The 26,799-nt window shown below is 66.3% G+C and carries 20 protein-coding genes and 1 other RNA gene; 6 read left to right on the forward strand and 15 right to left on the reverse strand.

Annotated features, from left to right (window positions below; translation table 11 throughout):
* Positions 1-71: 71 nt before the first annotated feature.
* From murD to rsmH, 7 genes are all read right to left on the reverse strand, one after another.
* The gene (gene murD, locus ACQR0U_RS10100; protein WP_434843144.1) at positions 72-1,472 is read right to left on the reverse strand and encodes a UDP-N-acetylmuramoyl-L-alanine--D-glutamate ligase; all 1,401 of its coding nucleotides are present in this window, start codon (positions 1,470-1,472) and stop codon (positions 72-74) included.
* A 1-nt stretch (position 1,473) separates the two neighbouring features.
* Positions 1,474-2,580, reverse strand: coding sequence for a phospho-N-acetylmuramoyl-pentapeptide-transferase (mraY, locus tag ACQR0U_RS10105; protein WP_315713440.1), 1,107 nt, complete (start codon positions 2,578-2,580; stop codon positions 1,474-1,476).
* A 186-nt stretch (positions 2,581-2,766) separates the two neighbouring features.
* A complete protein-coding gene (locus tag ACQR0U_RS10110) occupies positions 2,767-4,143 on the reverse strand; it encodes a UDP-N-acetylmuramoyl-tripeptide--D-alanyl-D-alanine ligase (protein ID WP_434843145.1) in 1,377 nt (458 codons plus the stop codon).
* Positions 4,140-5,600 carry a UDP-N-acetylmuramoyl-L-alanyl-D-glutamate--2,6-diaminopimelate ligase gene (locus tag ACQR0U_RS10115; RefSeq protein ID WP_315752423.1) on the reverse strand — a complete coding sequence of 487 codons (1,461 nt, stop codon included), beginning with the start codon at positions 5,598-5,600 and terminating at the stop codon, positions 4,140-4,142. The genes ACQR0U_RS10110 and ACQR0U_RS10115 overlap by 4 nt, the downstream gene beginning before the upstream one ends.
* A 70-nt stretch (positions 5,601-5,670) precedes the next feature.
* Complete coding sequence (locus ACQR0U_RS10120; protein WP_315752422.1) at positions 5,671-7,419, reverse strand: peptidoglycan D,D-transpeptidase FtsI family protein; 1,749 nt, start codon at positions 7,417-7,419, stop codon at positions 5,671-5,673.
* Positions 7,416-7,808 carry a cell division protein FtsL gene (gene ftsL, locus ACQR0U_RS10125; protein WP_315713444.1) on the reverse strand — a complete coding sequence of 131 codons (393 nt, stop codon included), beginning with the start codon at positions 7,806-7,808 and terminating at the stop codon, positions 7,416-7,418. The genes ACQR0U_RS10120 and ftsL overlap by 4 nt, the downstream gene beginning before the upstream one ends.
* 3 nt (positions 7,809-7,811) lie before the next feature.
* Entirely contained in the window at positions 7,812-8,807 is a 996-nt protein-coding gene (rsmH, locus tag ACQR0U_RS10130) for a 16S rRNA (cytosine(1402)-N(4))-methyltransferase RsmH (protein ID WP_316165941.1), read from the reverse strand.
* 555 nt (positions 8,808-9,362) lie between these two features.
* Between rsmH and ACQR0U_RS10135 the strand changes: the two genes are divergently transcribed.
* Positions 9,363-10,214 carry a peptidoglycan recognition protein family protein gene (locus tag ACQR0U_RS10135; protein WP_434843146.1) on the forward strand — a complete coding sequence of 284 codons (852 nt, stop codon included), beginning with the start codon at positions 9,363-9,365 and terminating at the stop codon, positions 10,212-10,214.
* Between the two features lie 4 nt (positions 10,215-10,218).
* Here the strand turns inward: ACQR0U_RS10135 and ACQR0U_RS10140 are convergent, their stop codons facing one another.
* Entirely contained in the window at positions 10,219-11,463 is a 1,245-nt protein-coding gene (locus ACQR0U_RS10140; RefSeq protein WP_434843147.1) for an RNA polymerase sigma factor, read from the reverse strand.
* A 34-nt stretch (positions 11,464-11,497) separates the two neighbouring features.
* A complete protein-coding gene (locus ACQR0U_RS10145) occupies positions 11,498-11,851 on the reverse strand; it encodes a YciI family protein (protein WP_315713448.1) in 354 nt (117 codons plus the stop codon).
* Positions 11,852-11,990: 139 nt separating this feature from the next.
* Between ACQR0U_RS10145 and rnpB the strand changes: the two genes are divergently transcribed.
* Positions 11,991-12,432, forward strand: an RNA gene (gene rnpB, locus ACQR0U_RS10150) — RNase P RNA component class A.
* A gap of 47 nt (positions 12,433-12,479) precedes the next feature.
* On the opposite strand, the gene ACQR0U_RS10155 is transcribed toward rnpB, so the two are convergent.
* The 3 genes from ACQR0U_RS10155 to ACQR0U_RS10165 form a co-directional block, all read right to left on the reverse strand.
* Positions 12,480-14,297 (reverse strand): ABC transporter ATP-binding protein, encoded by a 1,818-nt coding sequence (locus tag ACQR0U_RS10155; protein ID WP_434841426.1) that lies wholly within the window; start codon positions 14,295-14,297, stop codon positions 12,480-12,482.
* 274 nt (positions 14,298-14,571) lie between these two features.
* Complete coding sequence (locus ACQR0U_RS10160) at positions 14,572-16,161, reverse strand: DHA2 family efflux MFS transporter permease subunit (protein WP_434841427.1); 1,590 nt, start codon at positions 16,159-16,161, stop codon at positions 14,572-14,574.
* 225 nt (positions 16,162-16,386) lie between these two features.
* Positions 16,387-17,718 carry an HlyD family secretion protein gene (locus ACQR0U_RS10165; RefSeq protein ID WP_316203169.1) on the reverse strand — a complete coding sequence of 444 codons (1,332 nt, stop codon included), beginning with the start codon at positions 17,716-17,718 and terminating at the stop codon, positions 16,387-16,389.
* A gap of 194 nt (positions 17,719-17,912) precedes the next feature.
* Here ACQR0U_RS10165 and ACQR0U_RS10170 point away from each other — a divergent pair, with 194 nt between their 5' ends.
* Together ACQR0U_RS10170 and ACQR0U_RS10175 are read left to right on the forward strand one after the other, a co-directional pair.
* The gene (locus ACQR0U_RS10170) at positions 17,913-18,551 is read left to right on the forward strand and encodes a TetR/AcrR family transcriptional regulator (RefSeq protein WP_315752415.1); all 639 of its coding nucleotides are present in this window, start codon (positions 17,913-17,915) and stop codon (positions 18,549-18,551) included.
* Between the two features lie 750 nt (positions 18,552-19,301).
* Complete coding sequence (locus ACQR0U_RS10175; protein WP_316159281.1) at positions 19,302-19,877, forward strand: hypothetical protein; 576 nt, start codon at positions 19,302-19,304, stop codon at positions 19,875-19,877.
* A 1,023-nt stretch (positions 19,878-20,900) separates the two neighbouring features.
* Here the strand turns inward: ACQR0U_RS10175 and nikR are convergent.
* Positions 20,901-21,392 carry a nickel-responsive transcriptional regulator NikR gene (nikR, locus tag ACQR0U_RS10180; RefSeq protein WP_434841428.1) on the reverse strand — a complete coding sequence of 164 codons (492 nt, stop codon included), beginning with the start codon at positions 21,390-21,392 and terminating at the stop codon, positions 20,901-20,903.
* Between the two features lie 173 nt (positions 21,393-21,565).
* On the opposite strand from nikR, the gene ACQR0U_RS10185 reads away from it, so the two are divergent.
* Together ACQR0U_RS10185 and ACQR0U_RS10190 are read left to right on the forward strand one after the other, a co-directional pair.
* The gene (locus ACQR0U_RS10185; protein WP_434841429.1) at positions 21,566-23,938 is read left to right on the forward strand and encodes a TonB-dependent receptor domain-containing protein; all 2,373 of its coding nucleotides are present in this window, start codon (positions 21,566-21,568) and stop codon (positions 23,936-23,938) included.
* A 333-nt stretch (positions 23,939-24,271) separates the two neighbouring features.
* Complete coding sequence (locus ACQR0U_RS10190; protein WP_315825287.1) at positions 24,272-24,886, forward strand: class I SAM-dependent methyltransferase; 615 nt, start codon at positions 24,272-24,274, stop codon at positions 24,884-24,886.
* Between the two features lie 101 nt (positions 24,887-24,987).
* Here ACQR0U_RS10190 and ACQR0U_RS10195 read toward each other — a convergent pair whose 3' ends face one another.
* On the reverse strand, positions 24,988-25,254 hold the full coding sequence (locus ACQR0U_RS10195) for a hypothetical protein (RefSeq protein WP_315713457.1): 267 nt from the start codon (positions 25,252-25,254) through the stop codon (positions 24,988-24,990).
* 299 nt (positions 25,255-25,553) lie between these two features.
* Positions 25,554-26,738 carry an extensin family protein gene (locus ACQR0U_RS10200; RefSeq protein ID WP_434843148.1) on the reverse strand — a complete coding sequence of 395 codons (1,185 nt, stop codon included), beginning with the start codon at positions 26,736-26,738 and terminating at the stop codon, positions 25,554-25,556.
* Between the last annotated feature and the right edge of the window lie 61 nt (positions 26,739-26,799).

Here is a 26,799-nt window from a genome sequence, read left to right on the forward strand (position 1 = left end):
GAGCCGAGTGTCAGCCCATTGGCACCCAGGATGGTTATCGAAGGGTTAAGAAAATCGCTGGCAATGCTGCCTCAGGCCACCCGCTCCACGCCCGGCAACGCCTGCACCAGGTCGCGGAAATGCGTGCCGCGGATTTCGAAGTTGCGGAACTGATCGAAGGAGGCGCAGGCCGGCGACAGCAGCACCACGACATCCTTCAGTCCCGAGGCCTCCGCATCGGCGGCCGCCTGGGAGACCGCGACCTCCAGCGTGCCGGACATGTCGTGCGGCACCTTGTCGCCCAGCGTGCCAGCGAACTCCGCGGCCGCCTCGCCGATCAGATAGGCCTTGCGGATGCGCGGGAAGAAACCCGCGAGGCCGGTGATGCCGCCGGCCTTCGGTTTGCCGCCGGCGATCCAGAAGATGTCGGCGAAGGACGACAATGCGTGCGCGGTCGCGTCTGCGTTGGTGCCCTTGGAGTCGTTCACGAACAGCACGTTGCCGCGACGGCCGACCTGCTCCATGCGATGCGCCAGGCCCGGGAAGCTGCGCAGCCCCTGCTGCAGCACGTCCTCCTTCACACCGATCGCGAGCGCCGCGGCGGCGGCGCAGGCCGCATTCTGAGCATTGTGCTGGCCGCGCAGCGAGCCGATGCCGCCAAGCCGGGCGACCTCGCTGCGGGCCCCGCCTGCACTGCACACAATCGTCTCGTGCTCGACATACAGCCCGTCCGCCAGCGGGTTCTTAACCGAGATGCGCACGACGCGCTTGCCGGCCCGGTCGAGCCGGTCGGCGATCGCGCGCGAGAAACCGTCGTCGACGCCGACGATCGCGGAGCCCTTGGACTGGACATTCGCCACCAAGCGCTCCTTTACGGCCGCGTAGTTCTCGATCGTGCCATGCCGGTCGATGTGATCCTCGCTGACATTGAGCAGGATGCCGACGCTCGGATCGAGCGATGGTGTCAGGTCGATCTGGTAGGACGACATCTCGATGACGTGGACGCGGCCCATGCGCGGCGGCTCGAGGGACAGGATCGCGGTGCCGATATTGCCGCCCATCTGGGTGTCGTAGCCGGCGACGCGCATCAGATGCGCGATCAACGCCGTCGTGGTCGATTTGCCGTTGGTGCCGGTGATCGCGACGAACGGCGCATCCGGCGCGTGCCGCCTGCGCTCGCGGCAGAACAGCTCGATGTCGCCGATCACCTCGACCCCGGCCTCGCGCGCCTTCAATACGGTCCAATGCGGCACGGGATGGGTCAGCGGCACGCCCGGCGCCAGCACCAGCGCGGCGAAGTTCGCCCAGGAGACGGTGCGCAAATCGGCGGTGATGAAACCCGCCTTCGCCGCTTCCGTCATCCGATCGGCGCCGTCGTCGGCCGCGATCACTTCGGCGCCGCCGGCCCGCAGGGCATGACACGAGGCCAGCCCCGAGCCGCCGAGCCCGAACACGGCGACGGTCTTGTCGGCAAATGCGGTGACGGGGATCATGTCAGCGCAGCTTCAGCGTCGAGAGACCGACCAGCGCCAGCATCACCGAGATGATCCAGAACCGGATCACGATCTGCGGCTCGGTCCAGCCGAGCTGCTCGAAATGGTGGTGGATCGGCGCCATCTTGAATATGCGCTTGCCGGTCAGCTTGAACGAGGCGACCTGCACGATCACCGACACGGCCTCCAGCACGAACAGGCCGCCGATGACAGCCAGCACGATCTCGTGCTTCACCGCGACCGCGATCGATCCGAGCATGCCGCCGAGCGCCAGCGAGCCGGTGTCGCCCATGAAGATCGACGCCGGCGGGGCGTTGAACCAGAGAAAGCCGAGGCCCGCGCCGAGCACCGCGCCGCACAGAACGGCAAGCTCACCAGTGCCCGCGACATAGTGGATCTGCAGGTAGTCCGAGAACACCGCATTGCCGGCGAGATAGGCGATCAGGCCGAAGCTGGCGGAGGCGATCATCACCGGCACGATTGCCAGGCCGTCGAGCCCGTCGGTCAGGTTCACGGCATTGCCGGCGCCGACGATGACGAACGCTCCGAAGATGACATAGAGCCAGCCGAACTTGATCACCAGATCCTTGAAGAACGGAATGGCAAGCCCGGTCGAGGACGGATCGCGCCCGAGCCGCACCAGCGCGTAACAGGCGACCAGAGCGATCGCAGCCTCGATCAGCAGACGCAGTCTGCCGGCAAAGCCGGAATGCGACTGCTTGGTCACCTTCAGATAATCGTCATAGAAGCCGACGAAGCCGAAGCCGAGTGTCACCGCGAGCACGATCCAAACATAGGGGTTGAGCGGATTGGCCCACAGCACGGTGGAGACGACGAGGCCCGACAAGATCATCAAGCCGCCCATCGTGGGCGTGCCCTTCTTGCTGATGATGTGCGATTGCGGGCCGTCGGTGCGGATCGGCTGGCCCTTGCCCTGGCGCAGGCGAAGATGATCAATGATCCAGGGCCCGAACAGGAACACGAACAGCGCCCCGGTGACGACGGCGCCGCCCGTACGGAACGTGATGTAGCGGAACACGTTCAGCAATCCGCGAAAGACGGACAGGCTCGGAAACGTATTCGTCAGCTCGATCAACCAGTAGAACATCCAACCCGCCTATGCCGCCTCACCGAGACCGCGAACACGAATTCGGTCGCGAATCCGGTCCAGCCTCTTTTAACCATGATCGGGGCCGGGTGCGAATCATAGCCCGGCGGAATGACCCATCCGGCACGACCGCTTCGACCACCAGTGGAAAATATCCTTCTGCCGCGCCGCGATATCGCCCGATTTTCAAGTGGGCCGCTGCAGCGCCGCGGCGAGCTTCGACACGAACTTATTGACCCAGAAGATCTTCTTGCTGCCCTTGATGACGACGACGTCGCCCGGCGCAAGCAGCGCCGCGACCCGACCGGGATCCAGAGTCACCGGATCCTCGTGCCAGCCGAGCCGCTTCGCGTGAGGCAGGCTGTCGAACAGGTGACGCATCAGCGGACCGACGCAATAGACGCCGTCGACCCCCGCGAGATGAGCGACCATCCCCTGATGATAGGCCGGCGCCTCGTCGCCGAGCTCGAGCATGTCGCCGATGATGGCGATCCGCCGTCCCCGCACCGGTCGCGCCTGCAGACTGTCGAGCGCCGCCGCCATGCTGGCCGGGTTGCCATTGAAGCTGTCGTCGATCAGAACAATGTCGCCGACGGTCTGCTCGACGCCACGGCCGGTCATGATGCCGACATCGCCGAGCGTCGGCGCGAGCAGCGCTGGATCGAGCCCGGCCGCTGCGATGGAGGCGAGCGCCGCCAGCGCATTGTGCAGGCGATGCGGCGCCCCCGGCGTCAGCGTGAAGGCGACGCGGCGACCGGCGATGTCGGCGCTCACATCCCAGGTCTCGCCGCGCGAGTCGTGCGAGAGCTCGCGGACGTCAGCGCCGCCACCGAAGCGGATCACCTTGCCGGTCCATTCCGGTGCTGCGAGATCGGCCGGCAACACGAGGACGCCGTCAGCCGGCAGCCCAAGCGCGATCGAGACCTTCTCTTTCCTGATCGCTTCCAGGCTGCCGAGCTTCTCCAGATGCACCGGCTGCACATTCACGACCAGCGCCACCGTCGGCTGCGACAGCTCCGTCAGCCGCGCGATCTCGCCTTTTTGATTCATGCCCATCTCGACGACCCACACCGAAGCGGAGGGATCGGCGTTGCACAGCGTCAGCGGTACGCCCCAGAAATTGTTGAAGCTCGACGGACTCGCAGACGCACCGGGATAGGCGGCGATGAACTCCTTGGTCGAGGTCTTGCCGGCGCTGCCGGTCAACCCGATCACCGGGCCATGGAAGCGCGCCCGCGCGGAGCGCGCCAGCGCCCACAGCCCATCGATCAGCGTGTCCGGCACCACGAGCTGCGGCACCGTGATCCCATCGATCCTGTGGGGAACGATCATCGCCACCGCGCCGGCCGCTTCGGCATTCGCCGCGAACTCCCAGCCGTCGCGGCTGGAGGCGAAGCTCGATACGAAGCCGCCACTCGGCGTGCCACTCAGTGCCACGAACAGGCTGCCGGGCTTCACCGCGCGACTGTCCTGCGTGACGAAGTCGATCGGGGTCTCCGGGTAGTCGCCGGCGAGGCCGAGCGCGCGCGCCGCCTCTGCCACGGTCCACAGCGCCTTCGTCATGATGTCCTCGCTGCCAACGCGTCCGCGACCGCTTCATGATCGCTGAAATGCAGAATAGTGCTGCCGATGATCTGTCCGGTCTCATGGCCCTTGCCGGCGATCACGAGCGCATCGCCGGGCTGCAGCTCGCCGATCGCGACGCGGATTGCCTCCGTTCGGTCGCCGATCTCACGCGCACCGGGCGCGGCGGCCAGGATTGCAGCGCGGATCGCAGCCGGATCCTCGCTGCGCGGATTGTCATCGGTGATGATGACACTGTCGGCCTCTTCGGCGGCGATCGCGCCCATCAAAGGGCGCTTGCCGGTGTCACGGTCGCCGCCGGCGCCGAACACGACGACGAGCTTTCGCGGAGCATAGGGCCGCAGCGCATGCAGCGCCTTGGCGAGCGCATCCGGCTTGTGCGCGTAGTCGATGAAAATGGGTGCGCCATTGTGCTCGCCGACCAGCTCGAGCCGGCCCTTGGCGCCCTCGAGCTGCTCGAGCGATTCGAACACCGCTTGCGGATCGCTGCCGGTGCCGATCGCGAGGCCCGCCGCGACCAGCGCGTTCTCGATCTGAAACGCGCCGACCAGCGGCAGGCGGACCGCATGCATGCGGCCGCAATGCTGGATCTGGAGCTGCTGCGCAAAGCCGTCGATTGCAACGGCCACGAGGCGAATGCCCTCGCCTGCACCGTCGCCATGCGTCCCCACCGTCATCAGGCGAAGACCGCGCGTCTGCGCCGCAGCGATGACTTCCGGCGAGCACTCATGATCGGCCGAGATCACCGCAGGCCCGCCCGGCGGCACGAGATCGCGGAACAGCCTCAGCTTGGCGTTGAGGTAGTGCGCGATGTCCGGATGATAGTCCATGTGGTCGCGCGACAGGTTCGTGAACCCGCCGGCCGAGACCCTGACACCGTCGAGCCTGAACTGATCGAGCCCGTGCGACGAAGCCTCGAACGCTAGATGGGTGACGCCATCCTGCGTGATCTCGTCGATCTGCCGATGCAGCGCGATCGGATCTGGCGTCGTCAGCGAGCCGTAGACGGTGCGCTTGTCCGACACCAGCCCGACGGTGCCGATGCTGGCCGAGCTGTGGCCGAGGCGCTGCCAGATCTGGCGCGTGAAGGCCGCGACCGACGTCTTGCCGCTGGTGCCGGTGACGGCGGCAATCGTCGCCGGCTGGCGCGGATAGAACCGGGACGAAGCGAGCGCGAGTGCCCGCCGCGGGTTCGGCAGCGCGATGAATGGAACGGCCAGCCCTGTTCCAGGGCCCGCCGCGCCGGCCACGGCGACCGCACCGGCCGCGATTGCCGCCGCAATAAAGCGGGAGCCATCGGTCTTGGTGCCGGAGAGTGCAAAAAACAGGTCGCCGGGCCGCACGGCTCGGCTGTCGACGGCGAGGCCGGATATCTCGACTGCGGCGATGGGAGCGTCGAGCGTCGCCTGATCGCCCAGGAGGTCGTGAAGTTTCATCCTGGTTCCGTGCCAGTCCTGGCCCCGCCCGGGATGGCGGCAGCTCCAAAGCCTGCGATTCGACGACGGCTTACTGTGTCAGCCGCGATGCCGCAAGAATTTGGCGGTCGGACGGCGGGAGGTCGAAACGGGGCTCAATTCCCAGCAGCGGCCCGATCCGGGAGATCACGTTGCCAGCGGTCGGCACCGCGTTCCAGCCCGAGGTGATGAAGCCATAGGTTTCCTTCAGCGGCTGCGGCTCGTCCAGCATGATCAGGAGCTGGTATTTTGGCTTGTCCGCCGGGATCACGGCGGTGAAGAGGGTCAGCACCTTCTTCTTGGCGTAGCGGCCGTTGATCACCTTCTCGGCGGTGCCGGTCTTGCCGCCGATGTAGTAGCCCTTCACGTCGGCCTTGCGCGCGGTGCCGACCTCGGCGTTCAGACGCATCAGATACCGCATCTTCTCCGAGGTCTCCGGCTTGATCACGCGCTTGGCGACCTGCATCGCCTCTGCCTCGGTGCGCTTCATGAAAGTCGGCGGGATCAGATAGCCGCCATTGACCAGCGCACTGACGCCCATCACACCCTGCAGCGGCGCCACCGCCATGCCGTGACCGAACGCGATCGTGACCGTGTTCAATTCGCCCCAGCGCTTGGGCAGGATCGGCGAGGCGCTCTCAGGCAGCTCGGTGCGCAACCGGTCGAACTGGCCCATCTTGCGCAGGAACGCCTTGTGCGCTTCCACGCCCTGCGTCAACGCGATCCTGGCGGCGCCGACGTTGGACGAGAAGTAGAACACTTCCTTCATGTTGAGGAAGCGGCCCTTCGGCTCGTCGTCATGAATCGCGAACTTGCCGTAGTGCAGCGGCCCGCGTGCATCCCACAGCGAATTGAGATCATATTTGCCGGTGTCGAGCGCCATTGCCAGGGTGAACGCCTTGAAGGTCGAGCCCATCTCGTACACGCCCGTGGTCAGGCGGTTGATCCGGTCGGGATCGTGCGCTTCCTTCGGGTTGTTGGGATCGAAATCCGGCAGCGACACCATGGCGATGATCTCGCCTGTCCTGACATTGACGACGAGACCGGAAGCTGCCTTGGCCTTGAACTTGTCCTTGGCCTTGAGCAGTTCGTCGCGCAGCGCGTGCTCGACGCGCAGATCGACCGAGAGCTCGATTGGGCGCTGCAGGCGATCGGTGGCGAAGCCCGCGCGATGCAGGTCGGCAAGGCCCTGATTGTCGAGCCACTTCTCCATGCCGGCGATGCCCTGGTTGTCGATGTTCACCAGGCCGATCAGATGGGCCACCTCGTTTCCGGTCGGATAGACGCGCTTGTTCTCGCGCAGGAAGCCGATGCCCGGCAGGCCGAGGCGATGAATGTCCTGCTGCTGCTTCGGCGTCATCTCGCGCTTCAACCAGACGAAACCCTTGCGCGACAACAGTCGGTCGCGGACCTCGCCCGTATCGAGATCCGGCAAGGTCGCCGTCAGAAGCTCGATTGCCTCGTCCTTGTCGATGAGACGACGCGGCTCGGCGAACAGGCTCGGCGTCTTCACGTCGGTGGCGAGAACGGCGCCATTGCGGTCGACGATATCGGGGCGCGCGGTGGCGATGGCGTCCTGCTGCGCGGCGCGCCGCGCGCTCGGACCATCCGAGCCGATCGCGAACATCACGAGGCGGCCGCCGATGACCGCGTAGACGGCAGCAAAGGCAATGATCGCGAGGCCGACTCGCGCGCGCGCCTTGGCAGTCCGATCGACATCGCGCCCATACAGCAGCGTGCGCACCAGACGTTGCCGCCAGGGTTCCTGCGGCTTGACGTCGGGCCGAAGCTGATCGGTCATTGCTGATCCTCCGGGCGACGCACCGACCCGGTCACGGGGGGCTCTTCGTTGATCGCGTCGATCGCATCGATCATCGATCCGATCGGATCCGGATTGTCCGGTCGCGCAAATCGCGGCGGCCGCTCCGGCAGATTCTTCAGGCTGTCGTATTGTGTGGCGTTGAGCGGCTTCAGCGGCAGATGCCGCTCGACCAGCCCTTGCAGCCGCAGCGGCGCGTCGAGCTTGGCCCATTCCGCGCGCAACACTGCGATGGCCTCGCGCTGCTCGCGGATCTCGGCGCGCAATTGCAGCACGCGCTCGACCCGCGCCGTGGAGTCCATCTTGATGCGATAGACATAGGCCGCCGCGAAGATCAGCGAGCAGATCACGACGAGATGCAGGAGGCGCATCGGTCACCCTCCTCGCAGGACATCGGCCAGCCGCGGCCAGGGCGACGAGGATGCCGAAGCGTGCGCCGGCGCCGCCGTGCGCTCGGCACCGCGCAGCTTGGCGGACCGCGCCCGCGGATTGGCTTCGGTCTCAGCCTCCGCGGCCACGACCGGCTTGCGGTTGAGCAACTGGAAGCTCGGTGCCTCCTGCGCGATCTCGGGCAGATGGCGCGAGCCGCCGCCGGTCCTGCTGCGCTCGGCGAGGAACGTCTTGACGATGCGGTCCTCGAGCGAATGGAACGAGACGACCGCCAGCCGGCCGCCCGGCGCCAGCACGCGCTCCGCTGCCGACAGCGCCTGTTCGAGCTCGTCCAGCTCCTCATTGACGAGAATCCGCAGCGCCTGGAACGTGCGCGTCGCCGGATGGATGTCGCCAGGCTTGGATCTCACCACGCGCGCGACGATGTCGGCGAGTTGCCGCGTCGTCGTGATCGGCTGTTCCTTGCGCGCGGCGACGATGGCCCGCGCCACGGCGCGGGAGTGCCGCTCTTCGCCAAAGATGTAGATGACGTCGGCCAAAGCGCGCTCGGCAGCGTTGGCGACGACATCGGCGGCCGTCGGTCCCGTGCCGCCCATCCGCATGTCGAGCGGGCCGTCGAACCTGAACGAGAAGCCGCGCGCGGCGGAGTCGAGCTGCATCGAGGAGACGCCGACATCCATCACGATGCCATCGACATGCGCAAGGCCTCGCGATGCACAGATGTCGGCCAATGCCGAGAAACGGTTCTCGACCAGTGTCAGGCGACCGCCCGCCTCAGTGAGGAGACCTGCGCCGCCGGCGATTGCGGTGCTGTCGCGATCGATCCCGATGACGTGTGTTCCCGCCGTTGCCAGGATCAGGCGCGTATAGCCACCGGCGCCAAAGGTCGCATCGACGTAGGTTCCGCCGCCACGTGGCGCCAGCATCTCGACCGCTTCGGGGCCGAGCACCGGGATGTGTCGCTGGTCAGCCGTGCTCACCCGGCCGCTCCGCACGCGCGCCGTTGCTTCAGACTGACTTTGGTTGGCAGCGAGCCCATCGCGCCCTCGATCCTCGCGCCCCGTCAATTCGCCAAGCCATCTCCCGGGACGCTCCGTCATCCGTCGCGCCGTCACAACATCAGCAGCACGATCCGGCCATGTCGAGATCCTCGATCCGACAGCGATCGCGCGGCGCCGGAGCGCCCCGGAACCGCTTTCGATCGTGATCTGCCGTGCAGGACCTTGCATCGTGGCGGCTTGCCGTCCCGAAAGCCGGCTTGGCTCTTCACCACTCAGTAACGGCGTTTAGCGTTAACAAACCGTTGATGGTCTGTGGCGGATGTTGGGCACTTGGACCGCGAGGCGGAGCTGCCCGGTAGACCTTTCGTCCTGCTCGCCGCCGTGCCGTTCGGCGGACCGGCGATCGCGATACAACGGTCCGCTCAATAGCGAGGGCTCGCATGCGATTTCGATTGCGGCTGGGTCATGTAAAAGAGTAGTGCCTGCCCATATCCGGTTTGAGCCACCGCCGCCGCCGTCCGCTTCGAGTCGTTCATGCCAAGTCCCTCCGACAAGCCGGAATCGAAGCGTCCTCGTGCGCTGCCGGTCCCCAAAGGCGTTTCCAACCTGCCGGTCTTCACGCCGGACTCGTCGGTTGCCTCCGACGTGATCCCGTCGGCCAATTTCGGCGAGCGCAAGGGTGGGCGCCAGCCGGACATGATCATTCTTCATTACACCGGCATGCCGGATGTCGAAGGGGCGATCACCAAGCTGTGCACCGCCGGCAGCGAGGTCTCCGCGCATTACGTCGTGCTCGAGGACGGACGCATCGTCCAGTGCGTGCCGGAGGCCTTGCGCGCTTGGCACGCGGGTCTCTCGTCATGGGACGGCGAGGAGGACATCAATTCCTGCTCGATCGGCATAGAGATCGTCAATCGCGGCCACGATTGGGGCTATCCGGATTTCCCACCGCGGCAGATCGCGGCGGTCATCGCGCTGTGCCGGGGCATCATGCTCCGCCGCAATGTCCCGGCGCATCGCGTGCTCGGACATTCCGACGTTGCACCCGCGCGCAAGAAGGATCCGGGTGAGAAATTCCCGTGGCATTCGCTGGCGAATTCGGGCGTGGGCCACTGGGTGCAGCCGGCGGCGATCACCAAGGGCGAGACGCTGAAGCTCGGCAGCATCGGCGACGACGTCAAGGGCTTGCAGAAGGCGCTCGCCAAATACGGCTATGGCGTGCCGATCACGGGTAAATTCGACGGCATCACCATGGACGTCGTCACCGCGTTCCAGCGGCACTTCCGCCCCGAAAAGATCGACGGCATTGCCGACCGCTCGACCTTGTGGACGTTGCATGCGCTGCTGACGAGCCTGCCGGCCGAGGATCAGGCGCCGCGCGTCTGACACGTCAGGCCTCCACATCGAGCTCACCGAGCCGCCGTGCATAGAGACGCTTGAGCGGCGCGAGCTGCGTGGCTGCGCTCGCCTCGCGGTAGGCGGCGCGCGCCTCGTCGCGCCGACCGAGCCGCCGCAGAAGGTCTGCCCGCACCGCCGGCAGCAGATCGTACTGCTTCAATCCGCCGCGCGCGGCCAGCGCATCGACCAGTGCCAGCGCCCGCGCCGGGCCGTCGACCATCGAGACAGCGGCCGCATGATTGAGCTCGATCACAGGCGATGGCGCGATCCGCAGCAGAACCTCGTAGAGCCCCACGATCTGCCGCCAATCCGTTTCAGCGTAGCTGGCGGCCTGAGCATGAAGCGCGGCAATCGCGGCCTGGACCGTATAGGGCTGCGGGAGCCCCTTCATGCCCAGGGCCTGTTCGACCAGCCCAAGCCCTTCGGCGATCTGCTCACGATTCCACAGCGAGCGGTCCTGCTCCTCCAGCAGGACGATGTCGCCCGCCGCATTGGTACGGCCGGCGCGCCGCGCATCGTGCAGCAGCATCAACGCGAGCAGGCCCTTGATGTCGCGCGCCTCCGGCATCAAGCCAAGCAGCAGGCGACACAGCCGGATCGCCTCGCGCGCGAGATCCTCGCGAATCAGCTCGGTGCCTGAGGTCGCGAGATAGCCCTCGGTGAACACCAGATAGATCACGGTCAGGACGCCGCGCAGCCGCTCCTCGAGCGCATCGCGTCCCGGCACCTCGTAGGGAATCCCGGCGAGGCGGATCTTCTGCTTGGCGCGCACCAGGCGCTGCGCCATCGCCTCCTCGCCGGTGACAAGTGCGCGGGCGACCTCGGCGGTGGTGAGGCCGCAGACCGTGCGCAGCGTCAGCGCCACCTGGACCTCCGGCGCGAACGACGGATGGCAGCAGGTGAAGATCAGCCGCAGCATGTCGTCGTCGAGATCGGCCGGCGCGTCGGCGTCGTCGTTGGCGGCATCACGCTCGATGGCGTGAACGATCTCCGCCTCCTTGTCGCGAAAATTGCTCCGCCGCCGGATCCGGTCGATCGCCTTGTTGCGGGCGACATTGACCAGCCACGCCCGCGGGTTGGCGGGGGCGTCGGACCCCCGCCATTTGAGCAGCGCCGCAGCGAACGCATCCTGCAGCACGTCCTCGGCCAGATCGAAGTCACCGACGAGCCGGATCAAGGTCGCGAGTGCGCGGCCGGCCTCATCGCGGAACACCTTGTCGATCGCATCAGGCGTCATCGGTGACCCTTCTCGGCCGCGAGCCGCACCGGTCTCAATGATTATATTGCCAGACCGGCCGCACCTCGATCGAGCCAAAACGGGCGCCGGGAATCCGCGCGGCAATCCCGATCGCCTCGTCGAGATTCTTGGCCTCGATCATGTAGTAGCCGCCGAGCTGCTCGCGGGTCTCGGCGAACGGACCGTCGGTGGTGAGGATCTTGCCGTCGCGCACCCGCACGGTCGTCGACGTCGTCGTCGGCTGCAGCCGGTCGCCGCCCTTGTAATTGCCGCTCGAGATGATCGACTGGGTGAAGGTCTGGTACTCCGCCAGCATCTTGCCCTCGGCCTCCTTCTCCATCTTCGCGTAGTCGACTTCGTTCTGGTAGATCATCAACAGATATTGCATCGAACTTGCTCCCTTGTTTCGGCCGGATCGCCGACATCCAGTCGAACGGCGCGCTCACGAAACGACACGCCCAGGATAATATTCTTGCCGGCGCAGCGATGGCTTGACCTGATGGCCGGGAAGCCCCATTCAAGCTGCGTCAGTCGGCCGGACGGCCGCTCCGGCAGGCGCCGAAAGGCCGCCGGGGAGGAAAGTCCGGGCTCCATCGACATGCGGTGCCGGATAACGTCCGGCGGGGGCGACCCCAGGGATAGTGCCACAGAGAACGAACCGCTTCCTCCCGCGAGGGAGGCGAGTAAGGGTGAAAAGGTGCGGTAAGAGCGCACCGCGGGGCCGGCAACGGAACCGGCATGGTAAACCCCACCGGGAGCAAAACCGAATAGGGACGGCCACGCGGAGACAATCGCCAAGGCAGATGATGCCAAGGCGATGACGTCCGCGGGAGCGATGTCAGGCTCGCCGTCCGGGTAGGTTGCCCGAGGTCGCGCGCAAGCGCGATCCCAGAGGAATGGCCGTCACGTATCGTCATGCGCAAGCATCACGGTGCCCTACAGAACCCGGCTTACAGGCCGGCTGATATGTTCATGAGGGGCTCGGCGCACCAGCGCCGGGCCCCTCACCATTTTTGTCAACCGGCGGCCGAGAGCTGGCCGAACTCGATGGCCTGGCGCTCGAACAGGCTGCGATAGAGTCCGCCGGGTCTGCCGACCAGCGTGGCGTGGCTGCCCTGCTCGACGATGCGGCCGCGGTCGAACACCAGGATGCGATCGAGGCTGCGCACGGTCGCCAGCCGATGCGCGATCACGATCGCCGTCCTGCCCTTCATCAGCCGCTCCATCGCCTCCTGGATCAGCGCCTCGGATTCCGAATCGAGGCTCGAGGTCGCCTCGTCCAGGATCAGCACCCGCGCGTCCGCCAGGAACGCCCGCGCCAGCGCGACCCGCTGCCGCTCGCCGCCCGACAGCTTGACGCCGCGCTCGCCGACCAGCGTGCCGTAGCCCTTCGGCAGGCGCGTGATGAACTCATGCGCGTTGGCGAGCCGCGCCGCCTGCTCGATCTCGGCCTGGCTGGCGCCAGGACGGCCATAGGCGATGTTCTCGGCCAGCGAGCGGTGGAACAGGATCGGCTCCTGCTGCACGATCGCGATCTGGCTGCGCAGCGAGTCCTGCGTGGCATGCGCGATGTCCTGCCCGTCGATGAGGATGCGGCCGCCGCCAACGTCGTAGAGCCGCTGCACCAGCTTGACGAAGGTCGTCTTGCCGGAGCCGGAGCGCCCGACGAGGCCGATCCGCTCGCCCGGCCGGATGTCCACCGACAGCCGGTCGTACAGCGGGGTGCGATGGCCGCCATAATGGAACGTCACCGCATCGAACACGATGTGCCCACCGGTCACCGCGATCGGCCTGGCGTCCTTGGCATCGACGATGCCGATCGGCTCGCTGTGGATCGCGACCAGCTCGTCCATGTCGTTGACCGCGCGCTGCAGGTTGTTGATGTGCATGCCGACGTCACGCAGATACGCATGGATGACGTAGTAGCTCGTCAGCACATAGGTGACGTCGCCTGGCGAGGCCTTGCCCGCCATCCACAGCAGCACGGCGCCGCCGATCACCGAGGAGCGCAGGCACAGCAGCACGCCGAGCTGCACGGCCGCCGTCGTGTTGTAGCGCAGCCAGGTTCGGTTGACGCGACGGCTCCAACGGCTGACGACGCGCATCAGCCGGCCGTCCTCGCGGGCTTCCGCCCCGAACGACTTGACCACCGCATTGCAGCTCAGCGCGTCCGCCAGCGTGCCGCCGACCTTGGTGTCCCAGGCGTTGGAGATCCGTGCGGCCGGGGCGATGTAGCGGGTCGAGAACGCGACGGTCATCGCGACGTACAGCACCGCGCCGACGGCGATCACGCCGCCCAGCGCGCCCCAGTGCAGGCCGAGCAGCACCATCGAGCCCAGCAGCACCGAGAGCGACGGCAGCAGCGCCAGCAGGATGGTGTCGTTATAGAGGTCGAGCGCCCACATGCCCCGGGTGATCTTGCGCACCGTGGAGCCGGCGAAGCTGTTGGCGTGCCAGTCGGTCGAGAAGCGCTGCACGCGCACGAAGGCGTCGCGCGCCACGTCGGACATGATGCGCAGGGTGAACGGCACGATCAGCTGCAGGCCCGACAATCGCAGCACGATCGAGGCGAAGCCGAGGGCTACGATGGCGGCGAACGCCACCAGCGCACTGTGCCGTGCATCGGCATTGCCTGGGCCCAGGGTGAGCGCATCGACCAGCCGGCCGGAGAACAGCGGCATGAACAGATCGGCGGCGGTGGCGCCCAGCAGCGCGCACGCAATGCCGAGCGTCATGCGTGGCTGCTTCAGCCAGTGGCGGGTCACGAACGGGATCACGACGCGGATCGCGGCGGGACGCTTGTCGGCCTTCAGGCCGGAGACGTCGACGGTCATGGCATCATCCGGCCGCGCTCGCAGCGCCAGCCGGCTCCAAATAGTGCAGACGCGACGCGGCGCGCGGTCTGCGGATGAGTAACTCAGGCGTTGGGAAGTTAAGCGATGGTGCTCAAAGCGAGCGGCCGAACACCAGAACAGGCATCGAGCGGGTGCATGCGATCTGCAGATGCGATGTGGTCATGCAAATCTCCCCGGTTCGAGCGACAATTCTTGTTCCATACCATCGACGGTATGATTTGGCAACCCGCGGCGCGCGCAGGAGCCGCTCACGTCAATGTGCGTCGCCGCCGCCCGCCATCGGCGAGCTCGGCTTGTTGAGCAGCATCACCATGAAGCTGAGCGCGATGTAGAAGCAGGTCAGCATGAAGAACGCATCGCCATAGCCCATCACGACGGCCTGGCGATGCACGATCTGCGACAGCTGCTTCATCGCCATCAGCGCCGAGTCGCCCATGCCCTGCAGCTTCTGCTGCAGCATGTTGAGGGTCTCGACCGCGGTGGCATTGCCCCAGTTGACGCGCTCGTGGAGGCGGGAAATGTGCAGGTCGGTGCGATCGTTCAGCACCTGGTTGATCACGGCAAGGCCGACGGCGCCGCCGAGATTGCGCATCAGGTTGAACAGGCCGGATGCATTCTTGACCCGATCCGGCGCCAGCGTGCCGAGCGCGATGTTGTTGGTCGGCACCATCGCGAACATCATGCCGACGCCGCGCAGCACCTGCGGCAGGAAAAGCTCCCAGAAGTCGTAATCGCGGGTGATGCCGGTCATCTGGTAGGAGCCGATCGCGAAGATCACGAGGCCGAACGCGATCATCAGGCGCATGTCGATCTTCAGCATCAGGCGGCCGACCACCGGCGCCATCAGGAACATGGTGACGCCGGAGACGAACATCGTCTCGCCGATCATCAGGGCGCTGTAGCCGCGAACTTCAGCGAGATAGCGCGGATAGATGTAGGTCAGGCCGTAGAGGCCGATGCCGATGCAGAACTGCAGGAGGCAGCCGACCGCGAAGTTACGGTTGCCGAATGCGAAGAGGTCGACGATCGGCTCGTCGGCCGTCAGCACCCGCCAGAAGAAGGCGACCGCCGACACCGCGCAGACCGCGGCGAAGATCGCGACCGACGTGTCCTGCAGCCACTCATATTGCGGCCCCTCCTCCAGCACATATTCCAGCGAGCCGAGGAAGCCGGCCATGAACAGCAAGCCCCACCAGTCGAAGCGGTCGAGCAGCTCGAAATGCGGCTCGTCGAAATCCACCAGCGCCAGCACGCCTGTCGTGATGATGATGCCTGGCACGATGTTGACGAAGAACAGCCAGTGCCACGACATCGCGTCGGTGATGTAGCCGCCGACCGTGGGACCCACCGTCGGCGCCAGCGTCGCGACCAGGCCGATGATGGGACCGACGATGTGGAATTTGGTGCGCGGGAACACCGTGTAGGCCGAGGCGAACACGGTCGGAATCATGCCGGCGCCGAGGAAGCCCTGCAGCGCGCGCCACACGATCATCTGCTCGATCGACGAGGCGAAGCCGCACAGGAAGCTCGAAATGGTGAAGCCGGCCGCCGAAATCGCGAACAACAGCCGCGTGCCGAGCGCGCGCGACAGGAAGCCGGACAAGGGAATCGCGATCACCTCGGCGATCAGATAGGCCGTCTGCACCCACGACACTTCGCTGGAGCTCGCCGACAGTCCGGCCTGGATCTCGCTCAGCGACGCCGAGACGATCTGGATGTCCAGGATCGCCATGAACATGCCGAACACCATGATCAGGAACGCGATCAGCCGCCGCGGCGCGATGCGGTCCGACGGCGCGGCCGGTGCGCTCATAGTGGGGTCGGCTGTCGTTGCGGTGGCCATGTTCTAATGAGTCCGCTGGAGTCGATGACCGCGCCGCGTCACAGGTGCGCTCCCCTCCCCCCGCGCGAAGCGGAGCTTCGCTAGGCGGGGAGGGGTCGGGGGCGGGGGTCCCCAACGGCGGTCTCGCCCGGAGACCCCCCACCCCAACCCTCCCCCGCAAGGGGGGAGGGAGCTGACTTCCGATGACGCAACAGCGAATGCAATCGCGTCAGTTAGATCACCTCGCTACTTCCCCTGCACCGTCGCCGGCGCGTCGAGATCTCCGTCGCTGTCGGCATCCTTGGCGCCGTCGGTGGTGTCGACGGTGACGTAGACCGACATGCCGGCGCGCAGCAGGTTCTGCCGCGCAACCTCCTTCGGCACGCGGATGCGCACGGGCAGGCGCTGCACGATCTTGGTGAAGTTGCCGGTGGCGTTGTCCGGCGGCAGCAGGGTGAACACCGAGCCCGAGGCCGGCGAGATGCTGTCGACCACGCCCTTGAAGCCGCGCGCGCCATAGGCGTCGACCTTGATCGTGACCGGCTGGCCCGGACGGATGCGCCTGAGCTGGGTTTCCTTGAAGTTCGCGTCGATGAAGACGTCGTCGAGCGGCACGACGTTGCCGAGCCGCTGGCCGACCGCGACGAAGTCGCCGGTGTTGACGAGACGGTTGGAGAAGGTGCCGTCGACCGGCGCGCGCACGGTGGCGAATTCGAGATCGCGCTCGGCCTTTGCAAGCGATGTCTTCAGCTCGGCGAGCTGCGCCTGGGCCTCGACCTGCTGCGCCTTCGTCACCTCGACATTGTCGCGCGCGGCGTCGTACGCGGCACGGGCGGCGCGGACCGCCGCCATGCCCTGGTCGCGCGCGGCTTCCGACTGCTCGAAGGTCGCATGCGAGGCAAAACCCTTGCTGCTCAGCGCCTGCTGGCGCTCATAGTCGAGCCCGGCGCGCTTCATCGCGGCTTCGGATGAGGTGAGATTGGCCTGCGCCTGCTCGGCGGCACTCTGCTGTGCGGCGACCTGGCGACCGATGCGCGCGATCGTCGCCTCCTGCGTGGCGATCTTGGTGCGGGCGGCGTCGACCGCGATCTTGTAGTCGCCGTCGTCGATGCGGAAGATCACGTCGCCCTTGCGAACCACCGAATTGTCCCGCGGCACGATCTCCTGGATGTGCCCGGAGACGCGCGCGCCCAGCATGGTGTTGTTGGCGCGGACGTAGGAATCGTCGGTCGAGACCATGAAGCGGCCGACCAGATAATAGTGCGTGGCATAGCCGGCGGCGGCGAGCGCGAGCAGTACGCCGATGCCCGCCAGCACGCGCTTGCGTTTGCCGGATTTCGGAGCGGCGGCGGGCGCGGCTTGCGGCTTCGCGCCCGTGGGAGCGCCGGCCGGCGCCGGCCGTTCAAGCGGCGCCTCGGTGCTGACGTCGGCCTTCGGGTCAGCCGGCTTGGCATCAACCGGCTTGCGCTGTGCCGCGTCGCTGGCCTGCGGCCGGACCGGCTCAGACCTCGTCTGTTCCAGCGTTTCCTCAGCGTCCGGACGGCGCGCCCGCACAGCCTGATCTCTCGCAGCGGCCATCAGAGACTCCCACCCATGACAGCGGGGCCGCTCAGGCCCCGAAAATCGAAAATCCCGACCGAACCGTTCGGTCAATCCACATCTATCATTGACCGAACCGTTCGGTCAATCTATATCTTCGCTACCGCAACATATCCGCGCAGATGCTTTTGTGACGTTGGCACCGGCCAAATCTTCGGGAACAGCCTAAACCAATGATTGAGCCGTACCAAAACACCACCCAGGCGACGACGGACGACGATTCCTCGAAGCGTCGGCAAATCCTCGAGGGCGCCCGCAAGGTGTTCATGGACATGGGCTTCGACGGCGCCAGCATGGGCGAGATCGCGCGCGTCGCCGGCGTCTCCAAGGGCACGCTGTACGTCTACTTCGCCGACAAATTCCGCCTGTTCGAGGCAATCGTCGAAGAGGAGAGCGTGCATCGGGGCGCCTCGAATTTCAGCTTCGACCCGGATCGCGATGCCGCGACCGTGCTCAGCGAGTTCGGCAAGGCCTGGATCGCGGTGGTCTGCCGGCCGGGCGGCGGATCGGCGATCCGTACCGTAATGGCGATCGCCGAGCGGATGCCGGACGTCGGCCGCCGCTACTACGAGTGCGTGCTCAACGGCACGATCAGCCGGCTGGCGGCCTATCTGCAGGCCCGTGTCGACGCCGGCGAGCTCGCCATCGACGACTGCCATCTGGCGGCCTCGCAATTCCAGCAGATGTGCCAGGCCACGCTGTTCCTGCCCTTCATCTTCCAGGCCGAGCCGGCCCCCTCTCCCGACCGCGTTCACAAGGTCATCGCCAGCGCCGTAGGCATGTTCCTCGCCCACTATGGCGTCAAGAACTGAGGACGGGCCGCGGATGGCGGCATCTGCGGCTCTGTTCTCACCAGCATCGGGCATGCGCTTTCCTTCTCGCGACGGATGACGTCCGAGCTTGGCGTCCGGATCACCCTCGAATCGATCGGAGGGTGCAGGGAAGGCCGGGCGCTGGCCGCGCCCGTGGCCCGCCTGCTCAAAAAAATGCAGGCGGCAGGTACCACAGGTTCAGCCGAGATCACCCGGCCCTCCCTGCGCGATGGGCTTACGACTTATACGTAGTCTCCCCGGTGTCCGGGCTTGTAGCCACCGTCATCAGCGCGATGCGCTGGGCATCGTCGCCAACTTGGCGCCAGCATCGGGGCGCCAGGACCATACGACTTCATCGTCCTGCCGGTCGCGTTCGTCCGCTCGCGATTTCAGCGCGCTGCGCGCCGACAGGCCACCGCTCCCCGCCTCCAACGCTCGTGACGACCGCGAAACGTCCCTCTTCGATCGAGGCGGGATGGCGGTAGACAACCATGAAATTCGGAAAAATGGAAGATCAAAATTTTTGCGCGAGGGACTGGACAGGGCAAATCAGTTTGATCGGGCAAACGAAATCGAATTCTGCGCGCAGCCGGCTTTAACCGCGCGCGACCGCAGCAGCAGCGGGCGACGATACCTCGGCGCCGTATCCGCGGAAGGAGCCTAGCGTCCGAGAAGGGTCGCGAGCCGACCTTGCAAGCGGTTGCGGATTGGGGCAATCGAAGCTCGGCAGCCGCGCATCCTGGGCCTACCATGTCAAAGTTCTTCGCTATGGAATCCGTCGGATCTCCCTGGGGTGACTACGGCGATATTCTTTTGAACGGCCTCGTTGAAGCGACCGAGTGCGTCGGGCCGCCGATCATCCGCATCTTGCGCACTGGCCCATATGTGCCGCCGATGACCCAGCCATTCGGCTTCATCATCGTCACCGACGAATTTCGACGTGACCTTGAACGCAGCCAGTTGACTGGCTTTGACTTCGAGCAGACTCAGTATGGGAAAGTCGTCCGCCTCGATTGGCAGACTTGGAGCACGGACACCAATGAGCCGATGTCGTATCCCGAGACAGGCGAACCAGAGGACTACATTTTGGGATGCCCCCACGACCCCACTCTTCTGGCGCAGATGCCTCGGTTGTGGGCTCTCGCCGTCCGGCCTACGCCCGAATTGCAGGTCCAGGGCACACATTCCTTCCGCGCAGATCGACATCCGGGCACGGACATCGCTCGTGAGCATACGCTCCATTGGGTAAGCGAGCGTATGAAGGTTTGGCTCGAAAGATCGTCGGCGGCGAGATGGATTGCGTTTCGTTCGATAAGGCCGCGATGAACAATGTCCGCTTCGGGACGAGACTGTTGACTAAGCCGCTGCTTAACGAGAACTGTCGTCGCCAACAACGTCTCGCTGCTGGTCCAAAATGCGCCTCAGCACCGACGAGGGTCGACGAATTGCTCGCTTGGCGCGTCGGCCAATCGATCTGCTGTGTCGGAAAAACGCATAACCAGCGAGCAGAATTGCAGTGACGCCAGAAATCACGTGACCAGCCGCTAGAGTCGCAAAGCAGAGCGGCCCACCGACGCAGATCACACCGGTCCATAGTAGACAGAATCCAAGGTAAGTCTTGCCTGTCGGGATGCCGCTGCTCATGGTCACAACCGTAGCGCCTTTATGATCTCTGGGCCCCGGCAAAATCGTCCGCGCCGCATCCGCACGTGGCCAATGGTGAATCTAGGATTGACGCTATCTGCCATTGTCCCGGTCGGACCAGGCGCTAGGTGTTTCGCCGACGGCATCCGCAGGCGCATGACCGGGCGCTGGCCCGCCGGCTCTGGGAGCGCTCGGAGCAGTTGCTCGACGCCGCCCCGACGATGTCACGCGCAGCCGTGCGGGCCATCTGATGGGTATCGGAAACATCAGTTGTAGGGTGGGCAAAGTAGCCGCCTGCAGGTCGGTCGCGTGCCCACCATCGCCCCGCGCACGAGAAAGCGGGATGGTGGGCACCGCGCGCGATGCATCACGTATGATCAGCGGCATCGGGGGCGCGCCTTTGCCCACCCTACCCTGTCGCCAACACAAGCGAAGCAGTCAGAGGCGCGGGAAGAGTCTGGATTGCTTCGGCGCAAGAGCGCCTCGCATTGACAGAGAGTGGGCAGGCTCCGCGCCAAAACCTCAACTGTCGTCGCCCGGCCCGACCGAGCGATCCAGTATTCCGCGGCGGCTGTGATGACACGCGACGTCATGGCGTACTGGATGCCCGCCGGAGCCTGCCCTCGGGCTCGCCAAAGGCGAGACCCGGGGGGCGGGCATGACATTGGAGGATTTGGCCGGCAGTGTGCCAAATCTCTTTCTGCTCTACTTCTTACCGCTCTTGGTCGTGTGGGAATGCGAATGGCTATGACTATGGGCGTGGCTATGACTATGCGCGTGCCCGTGGTCATGCGCCGGATCGACCGGCATCATCGCGACGTGGCCGTGGCGGACGCCGCGTTCGGCGATGACGTGGTCGGCGAAGGCCTTGACCTCGCGGCGCTCGCCCTTGAGCACGGTGACCTCTAGGCAGCTCTCCTGGTCGATGTGGACGTGCAGGGTCGCCTGGGCGAGACCGGAATGGTCGTGAGCCTCCTGCGTCAGGCGCTTCGGCAGTTCGCGCGCAGCGTGATCGTAGACGTAGCTCAGCGTCGCGATGCAATGGCGGCTGTCGCTGGCGCCGGCGTCAGCCGTTTCGAGGCCGCTGCGCAGCAGATCGCGAAACGCCTCCGAGCGGTTGTCGTAGCCGCGCCGGGCTATGAAGGCGTCGACCTCCGCGAGCAGATCGTCGTCGATCGTGATCGTCAGGCGCTGCATGTCCGTCTCCTCGATCTGCGCGGCAAGCGCCTATCCACCAGATGAGTATGATGTTTTCACGTTGACATCATACTGGTGTCACCTTAGCGTTCTTTAACACTCGACATCAGGGCGAACCAAGTGCGCGTGTCGCGGGCCAACGACGGCTCGCGGCAGATGATGACGCACGCCCGATGACGAGACCGAGGGGCGTGACGATGCGGTGGCGTGGGGCAAGTGTTGGCGTGCTGATGGCGGCATTGGCGCAGCAGGCAAACGCCCATCCGGAACGGGCCCCTGCCGAGTTGCCGACGGTCGACGTCGACGCCCCCCGACGCGCGGCCAAGCCCAAGCCGCTGGTCCGGCGCGCGGCGCAGCCGCCGAAGCCGAGCGCGGCCGGTGCGGCTGCGCATGTGATGCCGACCGCCACGACGGCGGCTGCACCGTCCGGCGCGCCCAATGTCGGCTCCGGCCCCGCGCGGCCGCAGGGCATGGCGAGCGAGGTCGTGATATCAGGCGAGGAGATCAACGCCCGCCCGGCCACGCGGCCCGGCGAGGTGCTCGAAGCAGTGCCCGGCCTGATCGTCACGCAGCATTCCGGCGAAGGCAAAGCCAACCAGTATTTTCTGCGGGGCTATAATCTCGACCACGGCACCGACCTCGCGCTCCATGTCGACGACGTGCCGGTGAACATGCGCACCCACGCGCACGGCCAGGGCTATGCCGATCTCAACTGGCTGATGCCGGAGACGATCGGCCGCGTCGACGTGCGCAAGGGGCCTTACTTTGCCGACGAGGGCGACTTCGCCTCCGCCGGCAGCGTCCATATCGGCCTGATCGACAGCGTGCCCAAGGCGATCGCGCAGGTGACGGCGGGCAGCTTCGGCTATCGCCGTTTCTTCGGCATGGATTCGGTGCATGTCGGCGACGGCCATCTGCTGATCGCCGGCGAGGCCGGCCGCTATGACGGACCCTGGACCACGCCCGACGACGCCAAGAAGCTGAACGGCCTGATGCGCTATTCGCAGGGCACGGCGACCGACGGCTTCTCGATCACCGGCATGGCCTATGCGAACCGCTGGACCTCGACCGACCAGGTGCCGGAACGCGCCATCACCTCGGGCGATCTCGGCCGCTACGACGCATACGATCCGACCGACGGCGGCAAGACCAACCGCTTCGCGCTGTCCGGCCGCATCGCCGGCACCGACGACGCCGGCTTCTGGAAGGCCAACGCCTACGTGGTGAAAAGCCAGCTCGATCTCTACAACAACTTCACCTACGCGCTGAACAACCCGACCTATGGCGACCAGTTTCACCAGCACGACGACCGGCTGATGCTCGGCGCCAATGCGTCACGCACCTTGAACGGCAGCTTCGCCGGCCGCCCCATGGAGACGACGTTCGGCGTCCAGACGCGCTACGACGACATCGCGCTGGCGCTGACCAATACGCGTCAGCGGGTGCTGCTCTCCGACATCGATCCCTTGAGCACCGGCGTCGTTCGCGCCGACAAGGTCGGCGAAGGCAGCGTCGGGCTCTATGTCGAGAACACCGTGCGCTGGACCGACTGGCTGCGCACCACGGTCGGCTATCGCGGCGACTATTATCAGACCCACGTCTATTCGCTGACCAACGGCAACAACACCGGCGATGCCGCGGCCAGCCTCGGCAGTCCGAAATTCAGGATGGTGATCGGGCCGTTCGACAAGACCGAGTTCTTCGTCGGCGCCGGCTATGGCATGCACAGCAACGATGCCCGCGGCGCGACCACTACGGACGATCCGGCTGCGCCGGGCACCAGGATCGACTCCTCGCCCCTTCTGGTGCGCACCAAGGGCGCCGAGGTCGGCGTGCGCACGCGCATCATTCCGGGGCTCGACTCGTCGCTCAGCTTCTTCCTGCTCAACCAGGATTCCGAGATCCTGTTCTCGGGCGATGCCGGCAACACCGAGGCGAGCCGACCGAGCCGGCGCTATGGCTTCGAGCTGACCAACCATTACCGCCCGGCGTCGTGGATCGACATCGATGCCGATCTGGCGATGACGCATGCGCGCTTCGTCGGCGACAACACCGACCAAGCGGCGGTCTACGCCTCGCTCGCAGGCTACCCCCAGGCCCAGCTCGGCAATGCGCCCGGCAACTACATCCCCAACGCGCCGGCGATGATCGCGTCGGCCGGCATCACGCTCGGCGAGAAGACCGGCTGGTTCGGCGGTCTGCGCTGGCGCTATCTCGGCTCCACGCCGCTGACCGAGGACAACTACTTCCGCTCCACCCCGACCAGCGTGTTCAACGGCCGCATCGGCTTCCGCGACGCCAATGGCTGGCGCATCCAGCTCGACGTGCTGAACCTGCTCAACACCAAGGCCAGCCAGATCTCCTACGGCTACGGCTCGCTGCTGCCGACTGACCAGCTCTACCAGGCGTGCTACGGCTCATCGACCTCCCCGTTGCCGCCCCCGCCGGTGCCGCCGGCCCAGGTCTGCCAGACCGGCGTGATGGACCGCGTGCTGCACCCGATCGAGCCGCTGACGTTTCGGGTGACGGTGGCAGGGACGTTTTGATGCGGAGCTTGCTAGGTCTCACGCCCTCTCCTCGCGGACGGTGAACTCCCCTCCCCCTTGCGGGGAGGGGTTGGGGGTGGGGGACCACGAGTCCCGCTGTTCGTGATGGAGAGTCGATCTATCAAGAACACTGGAGAATCATCGCGCGCGTCGAACGACCGCAGTCGAACGCGTGAAATCGTTCACGCGTGAAGTGTGCCCCATGGAACGTTCAGCGCGTGGGGACCCCCACCCCCGACCCCTCCCCGCAAGGGGGAGGGGACTCACCGCCGGCTGGGCAAGAGTTCGAGCCGTCGCGTGCTATAATGTGTGCCTCTTCTCGGGACCGAAACCATGTCCGACCGCACCACCCATTGGCAGAACGTCTACACCACCAAGGCCGAGACCGAGGTGAGCTGGTACCAGGACGACCCGGCGACGTCGCTGCGGATGATCCGCGAGGCCGGTGCGACACCGACATCGCGGATCATCGACATCGGTGGCGGCGCCTCGCGGCTGGTCGATGCGCTGCTCGCGGCCGGCTACGGCGCGCTCGCCGTGCTCGACATCTCCGACGCGGCACTGGCGACGGCGCGCCGCAGGCTTGGCGCGGCGGCGGCCGGGGTGACGTGGATCGCCTCCGACGTCACCACCTGGACGCCGGACGCGCGCTACGATGTCTGGCACGACCGGGCCGCCTTCCATTTCCTCACCGCGCCCGAAGACCGCGCCGCCTATGTCGACCGCCTGCGCGCGGCCGTGGTGACCGGCGGGGCCGTCATCATCGGCACGTTCGCGCCCGATGGTCCGGAGAGGTGCAGCGGACTGCCGGTCGTCCGCTACGACGCCCACGGACTGGCCGCTGCGCTGGGTCCTGCTTTCACGCTGGAGGACAGTTGCACCGAGGTGCATCGCACGCCATGGGACTCGACGCAGCAGTTCCAGTTCTGCCGCTTCCGCGCCGGTTAGAGCATGATCCGGAAAAGTGGAAACCGGTTTTCCGAAAAGATCATGCTCAAACAAGGAGATGAGATCATGATGCGATTCCGTGGAATCGCATCATGATCTAGTCAGCAGCACAGAGGCGGGCCATCCGACACGACGAGAACCTCGGTGTCGGCATCCTCGCTGCGCGCGGCATCCTCCGCTCCACCAGCCGACGTCTCGCTCTCCGGCGGCGTGCGCCAGGGAATCGGCTTCGGCGGCATCCGCTCCAGACGCTGCGCATCGGCGACGGCGCGGCGTGCCGTCTTCAGCGAGCGGCAGACCAGCACGGCCTGCTCGGCGGTGCCGACCTCGAAGCCCGCCCCAATCGCCTTGATGCGATACGATGCCATCTCCGCCTCTCCCAATCCGGCAGCAACCAGAACCCCGCGCGCCTTGTTCCTGGCGACTGTGGCAGGTCTAGTGTCGGCCAAAGGCGGACGGCAAAACTGGTCAACGGACTCCTAATCTGCAGCGCGTGACGTCGGGGTTTCCGTTTCGGGGCGGGACAGAGCGCGGTCAGGCGCGGCTGACGGCGAAAGAAATCCACAGCCGCGCACAGGAGGGGCGAATGGCGAATGGCGAATGGCGAATGGCGAGCAGGTGATCGCCCCGATCCCGATTCGCTACTCGCTGTTCCCTATTCGCCCTCTCAATAGTCCCGGAATTCGTCTTCCTCGTTGATCAGCTGGCCGATGCTGCGCGGCTGCTTGCGCGACGGGATCGAGCTGGTCACGTCGGGCTCGCGCTGGCCGTAGCCATAGCGCCGCTGCTGCGCACGTGCCGCCACCGCCTCGCCGGATTGCGCGGCTGGCTGGCAGATCATGCGGCGGCTGGCGCGGCGCATCAGGTCCACATGGATGTGGTCGTAGTGATAGACGTTGGAGCCGGGCGCCAGCACGGTGGTGAACTGCTGGCACGCCCCGCCCTGGATGTCGCGCAGAAAGCCCTGCTCCTCGGGCAGGCCGATCCAGCCGTCCTTGACGCTGATGCGGCGGCCGTCGGCGAGCGTGAAGGCGGCGATATCGAGCGCGTTGCCGAAGGCATGCTCGGAAATGTGCGCGCTCGGATTGCCGTTCATGCCGCGGCAGGAATAGGCCGAGATCTGCTTGATCTCGACGACCTTGGTGCCGAACCAGCGCTGGGCTGCCGGCTGCACCGACTCCGCGATCCAGCGGTCGAGTGCCGAGACGATCGGACAGGCGAGCGTCGCGGTCGGCTTCACCGCGACCGGGCCGACGGTGCCGACCGGATCGCGCGACGGTCCGAGCCGCGGCGGCGGTTCCTGCTGCGGATAGGCGGTGCGAGCGGCCGGCTGACCGCCAGAGGGCGAATAGGCCGCGTCGGCCGGCTGATCGACGTCGTCCTCGCCGACCGGCGGCTCGAGCTGCAGTGGCGCGCCGGGAGGGGCGCCATGGGACGGCGATGCCGAATTCGGATAGGCCGCGCTCGACGCGGGATAGGCCGGCTGCGGCGCGGCCTGCGGCTGATAGGTCGCGGGCGGGGCGTAGCGTTGCGGCGGCTGGTTGATCGGCCAGCGCGGCTGGCCGCCGATCGCGGCCGGTGGACGCAGGCTTTCATCGGCGAAGCCATAGCTCGTGGTCGCTTCGCCGAGCGCCGCCACCTTCAGCGGATAGTCGGCGCCGCACATGCCGGGGCCGGAGATCGGATTGATGCGGACGATATCCGCGCTCTCCTTCACCGCGCCCGATTTCAGGCAGGCGATCTCGGCCTCGGCCCGCCACGGCTCGCGCTCCTGGAAGAATCCACGGCCGCAACCCGCAAGCGAGACAAGGACGATGGAGCCGACGAGATACAAACGAACTCCGCGCGTCATATGCAGAGGTTTGCGGCAATTTGCTTAAGGACCTGTCAATGCCGTCCATTTACGGCGCGCA

The organism is Bradyrhizobium sp. HKCCYLRH3097 (assembly GCF_051167875.1).
Lineage (GTDB): Bacteria > Pseudomonadota > Alphaproteobacteria > Rhizobiales > Xanthobacteraceae > Bradyrhizobium.

What these genes read in the sequence shown, in the direction of transcription:
- murD (WP_434843144.1), bottom strand. Translation starts at nt 1,472, where the DNA reads ATGATCCCCGTCACCGCATTTGCCGACAAGACCGTCGCCGTGTTCGGG.
- mraY (WP_315713440.1), bottom strand. Translation starts at nt 2,580, where the DNA reads ATGTTCTACTGGTTGATCGAGCTGACGAATACGTTTCCGAGCCTGTCC.
- ACQR0U_RS10110 (WP_434843145.1), bottom strand. Translation starts at nt 4,143, where the DNA reads ATGACGAAGGCGCTGTGGACCGTGGCAGAGGCGGCGCGCGCGCTCGGC.
- ACQR0U_RS10115 (WP_315752423.1), bottom strand. Translation starts at nt 5,600, where the DNA reads ATGAAACTTCACGACCTCCTGGGCGATCAGGCGACGCTCGACGCTCCC.
- ACQR0U_RS10120 (WP_315752422.1), bottom strand. Translation starts at nt 7,419, where the DNA reads ATGACCGATCAGCTTCGGCCCGACGTCAAGCCGCAGGAACCCTGGCGG.
- ftsL (WP_315713444.1), bottom strand. Translation starts at nt 7,808, where the DNA reads ATGCGCCTCCTGCATCTCGTCGTGATCTGCTCGCTGATCTTCGCGGCG.
- ACQR0U_RS10135 (WP_434843146.1), top strand. Translation starts at nt 9,363, where the DNA reads ATGCCAAGTCCCTCCGACAAGCCGGAATCGAAGCGTCCTCGTGCGCTG.
- ACQR0U_RS10140 (WP_434843147.1), bottom strand. Translation starts at nt 11,463, where the DNA reads ATGACGCCTGATGCGATCGACAAGGTGTTCCGCGATGAGGCCGGCCGC.
- ACQR0U_RS10145 (WP_315713448.1), bottom strand. Translation starts at nt 11,851, where the DNA reads ATGCAATATCTGTTGATGATCTACCAGAACGAAGTCGACTACGCGAAG.
- ACQR0U_RS10155 (WP_434841426.1), bottom strand. Translation starts at nt 14,297, where the DNA reads ATGACCGTCGACGTCTCCGGCCTGAAGGCCGACAAGCGTCCCGCCGCG.
- ACQR0U_RS10160 (WP_434841427.1), bottom strand. Translation starts at nt 16,161, where the DNA reads ATGGCCACCGCAACGACAGCCGACCCCACTATGAGCGCACCGGCCGCG.
- ACQR0U_RS10165 (WP_316203169.1), bottom strand. Translation starts at nt 17,718, where the DNA reads ATGGCCGCTGCGAGAGATCAGGCTGTGCGGGCGCGCCGTCCGGACGCT.
- ACQR0U_RS10170 (WP_315752415.1), top strand. Translation starts at nt 17,913, where the DNA reads ATGATTGAGCCGTACCAAAACACCACCCAGGCGACGACGGACGACGAT.
- ACQR0U_RS10175 (WP_316159281.1), top strand. Translation starts at nt 19,302, where the DNA reads ATGTCAAAGTTCTTCGCTATGGAATCCGTCGGATCTCCCTGGGGTGAC.
- nikR (WP_434841428.1), bottom strand. Translation starts at nt 21,392, where the DNA reads ATGCAGCGCCTGACGATCACGATCGACGACGATCTGCTCGCGGAGGTC.
- ACQR0U_RS10185 (WP_434841429.1), top strand. Translation starts at nt 21,566, where the DNA reads ATGACGAGACCGAGGGGCGTGACGATGCGGTGGCGTGGGGCAAGTGTT.
- ACQR0U_RS10190 (WP_315825287.1), top strand. Translation starts at nt 24,272, where the DNA reads ATGTCCGACCGCACCACCCATTGGCAGAACGTCTACACCACCAAGGCC.
- ACQR0U_RS10195 (WP_315713457.1), bottom strand. Translation starts at nt 25,254, where the DNA reads ATGGCATCGTATCGCATCAAGGCGATTGGGGCGGGCTTCGAGGTCGGC.
- ACQR0U_RS10200 (WP_434843148.1), bottom strand. Translation starts at nt 26,738, where the DNA reads ATGACGCGCGGAGTTCGTTTGTATCTCGTCGGCTCCATCGTCCTTGTC.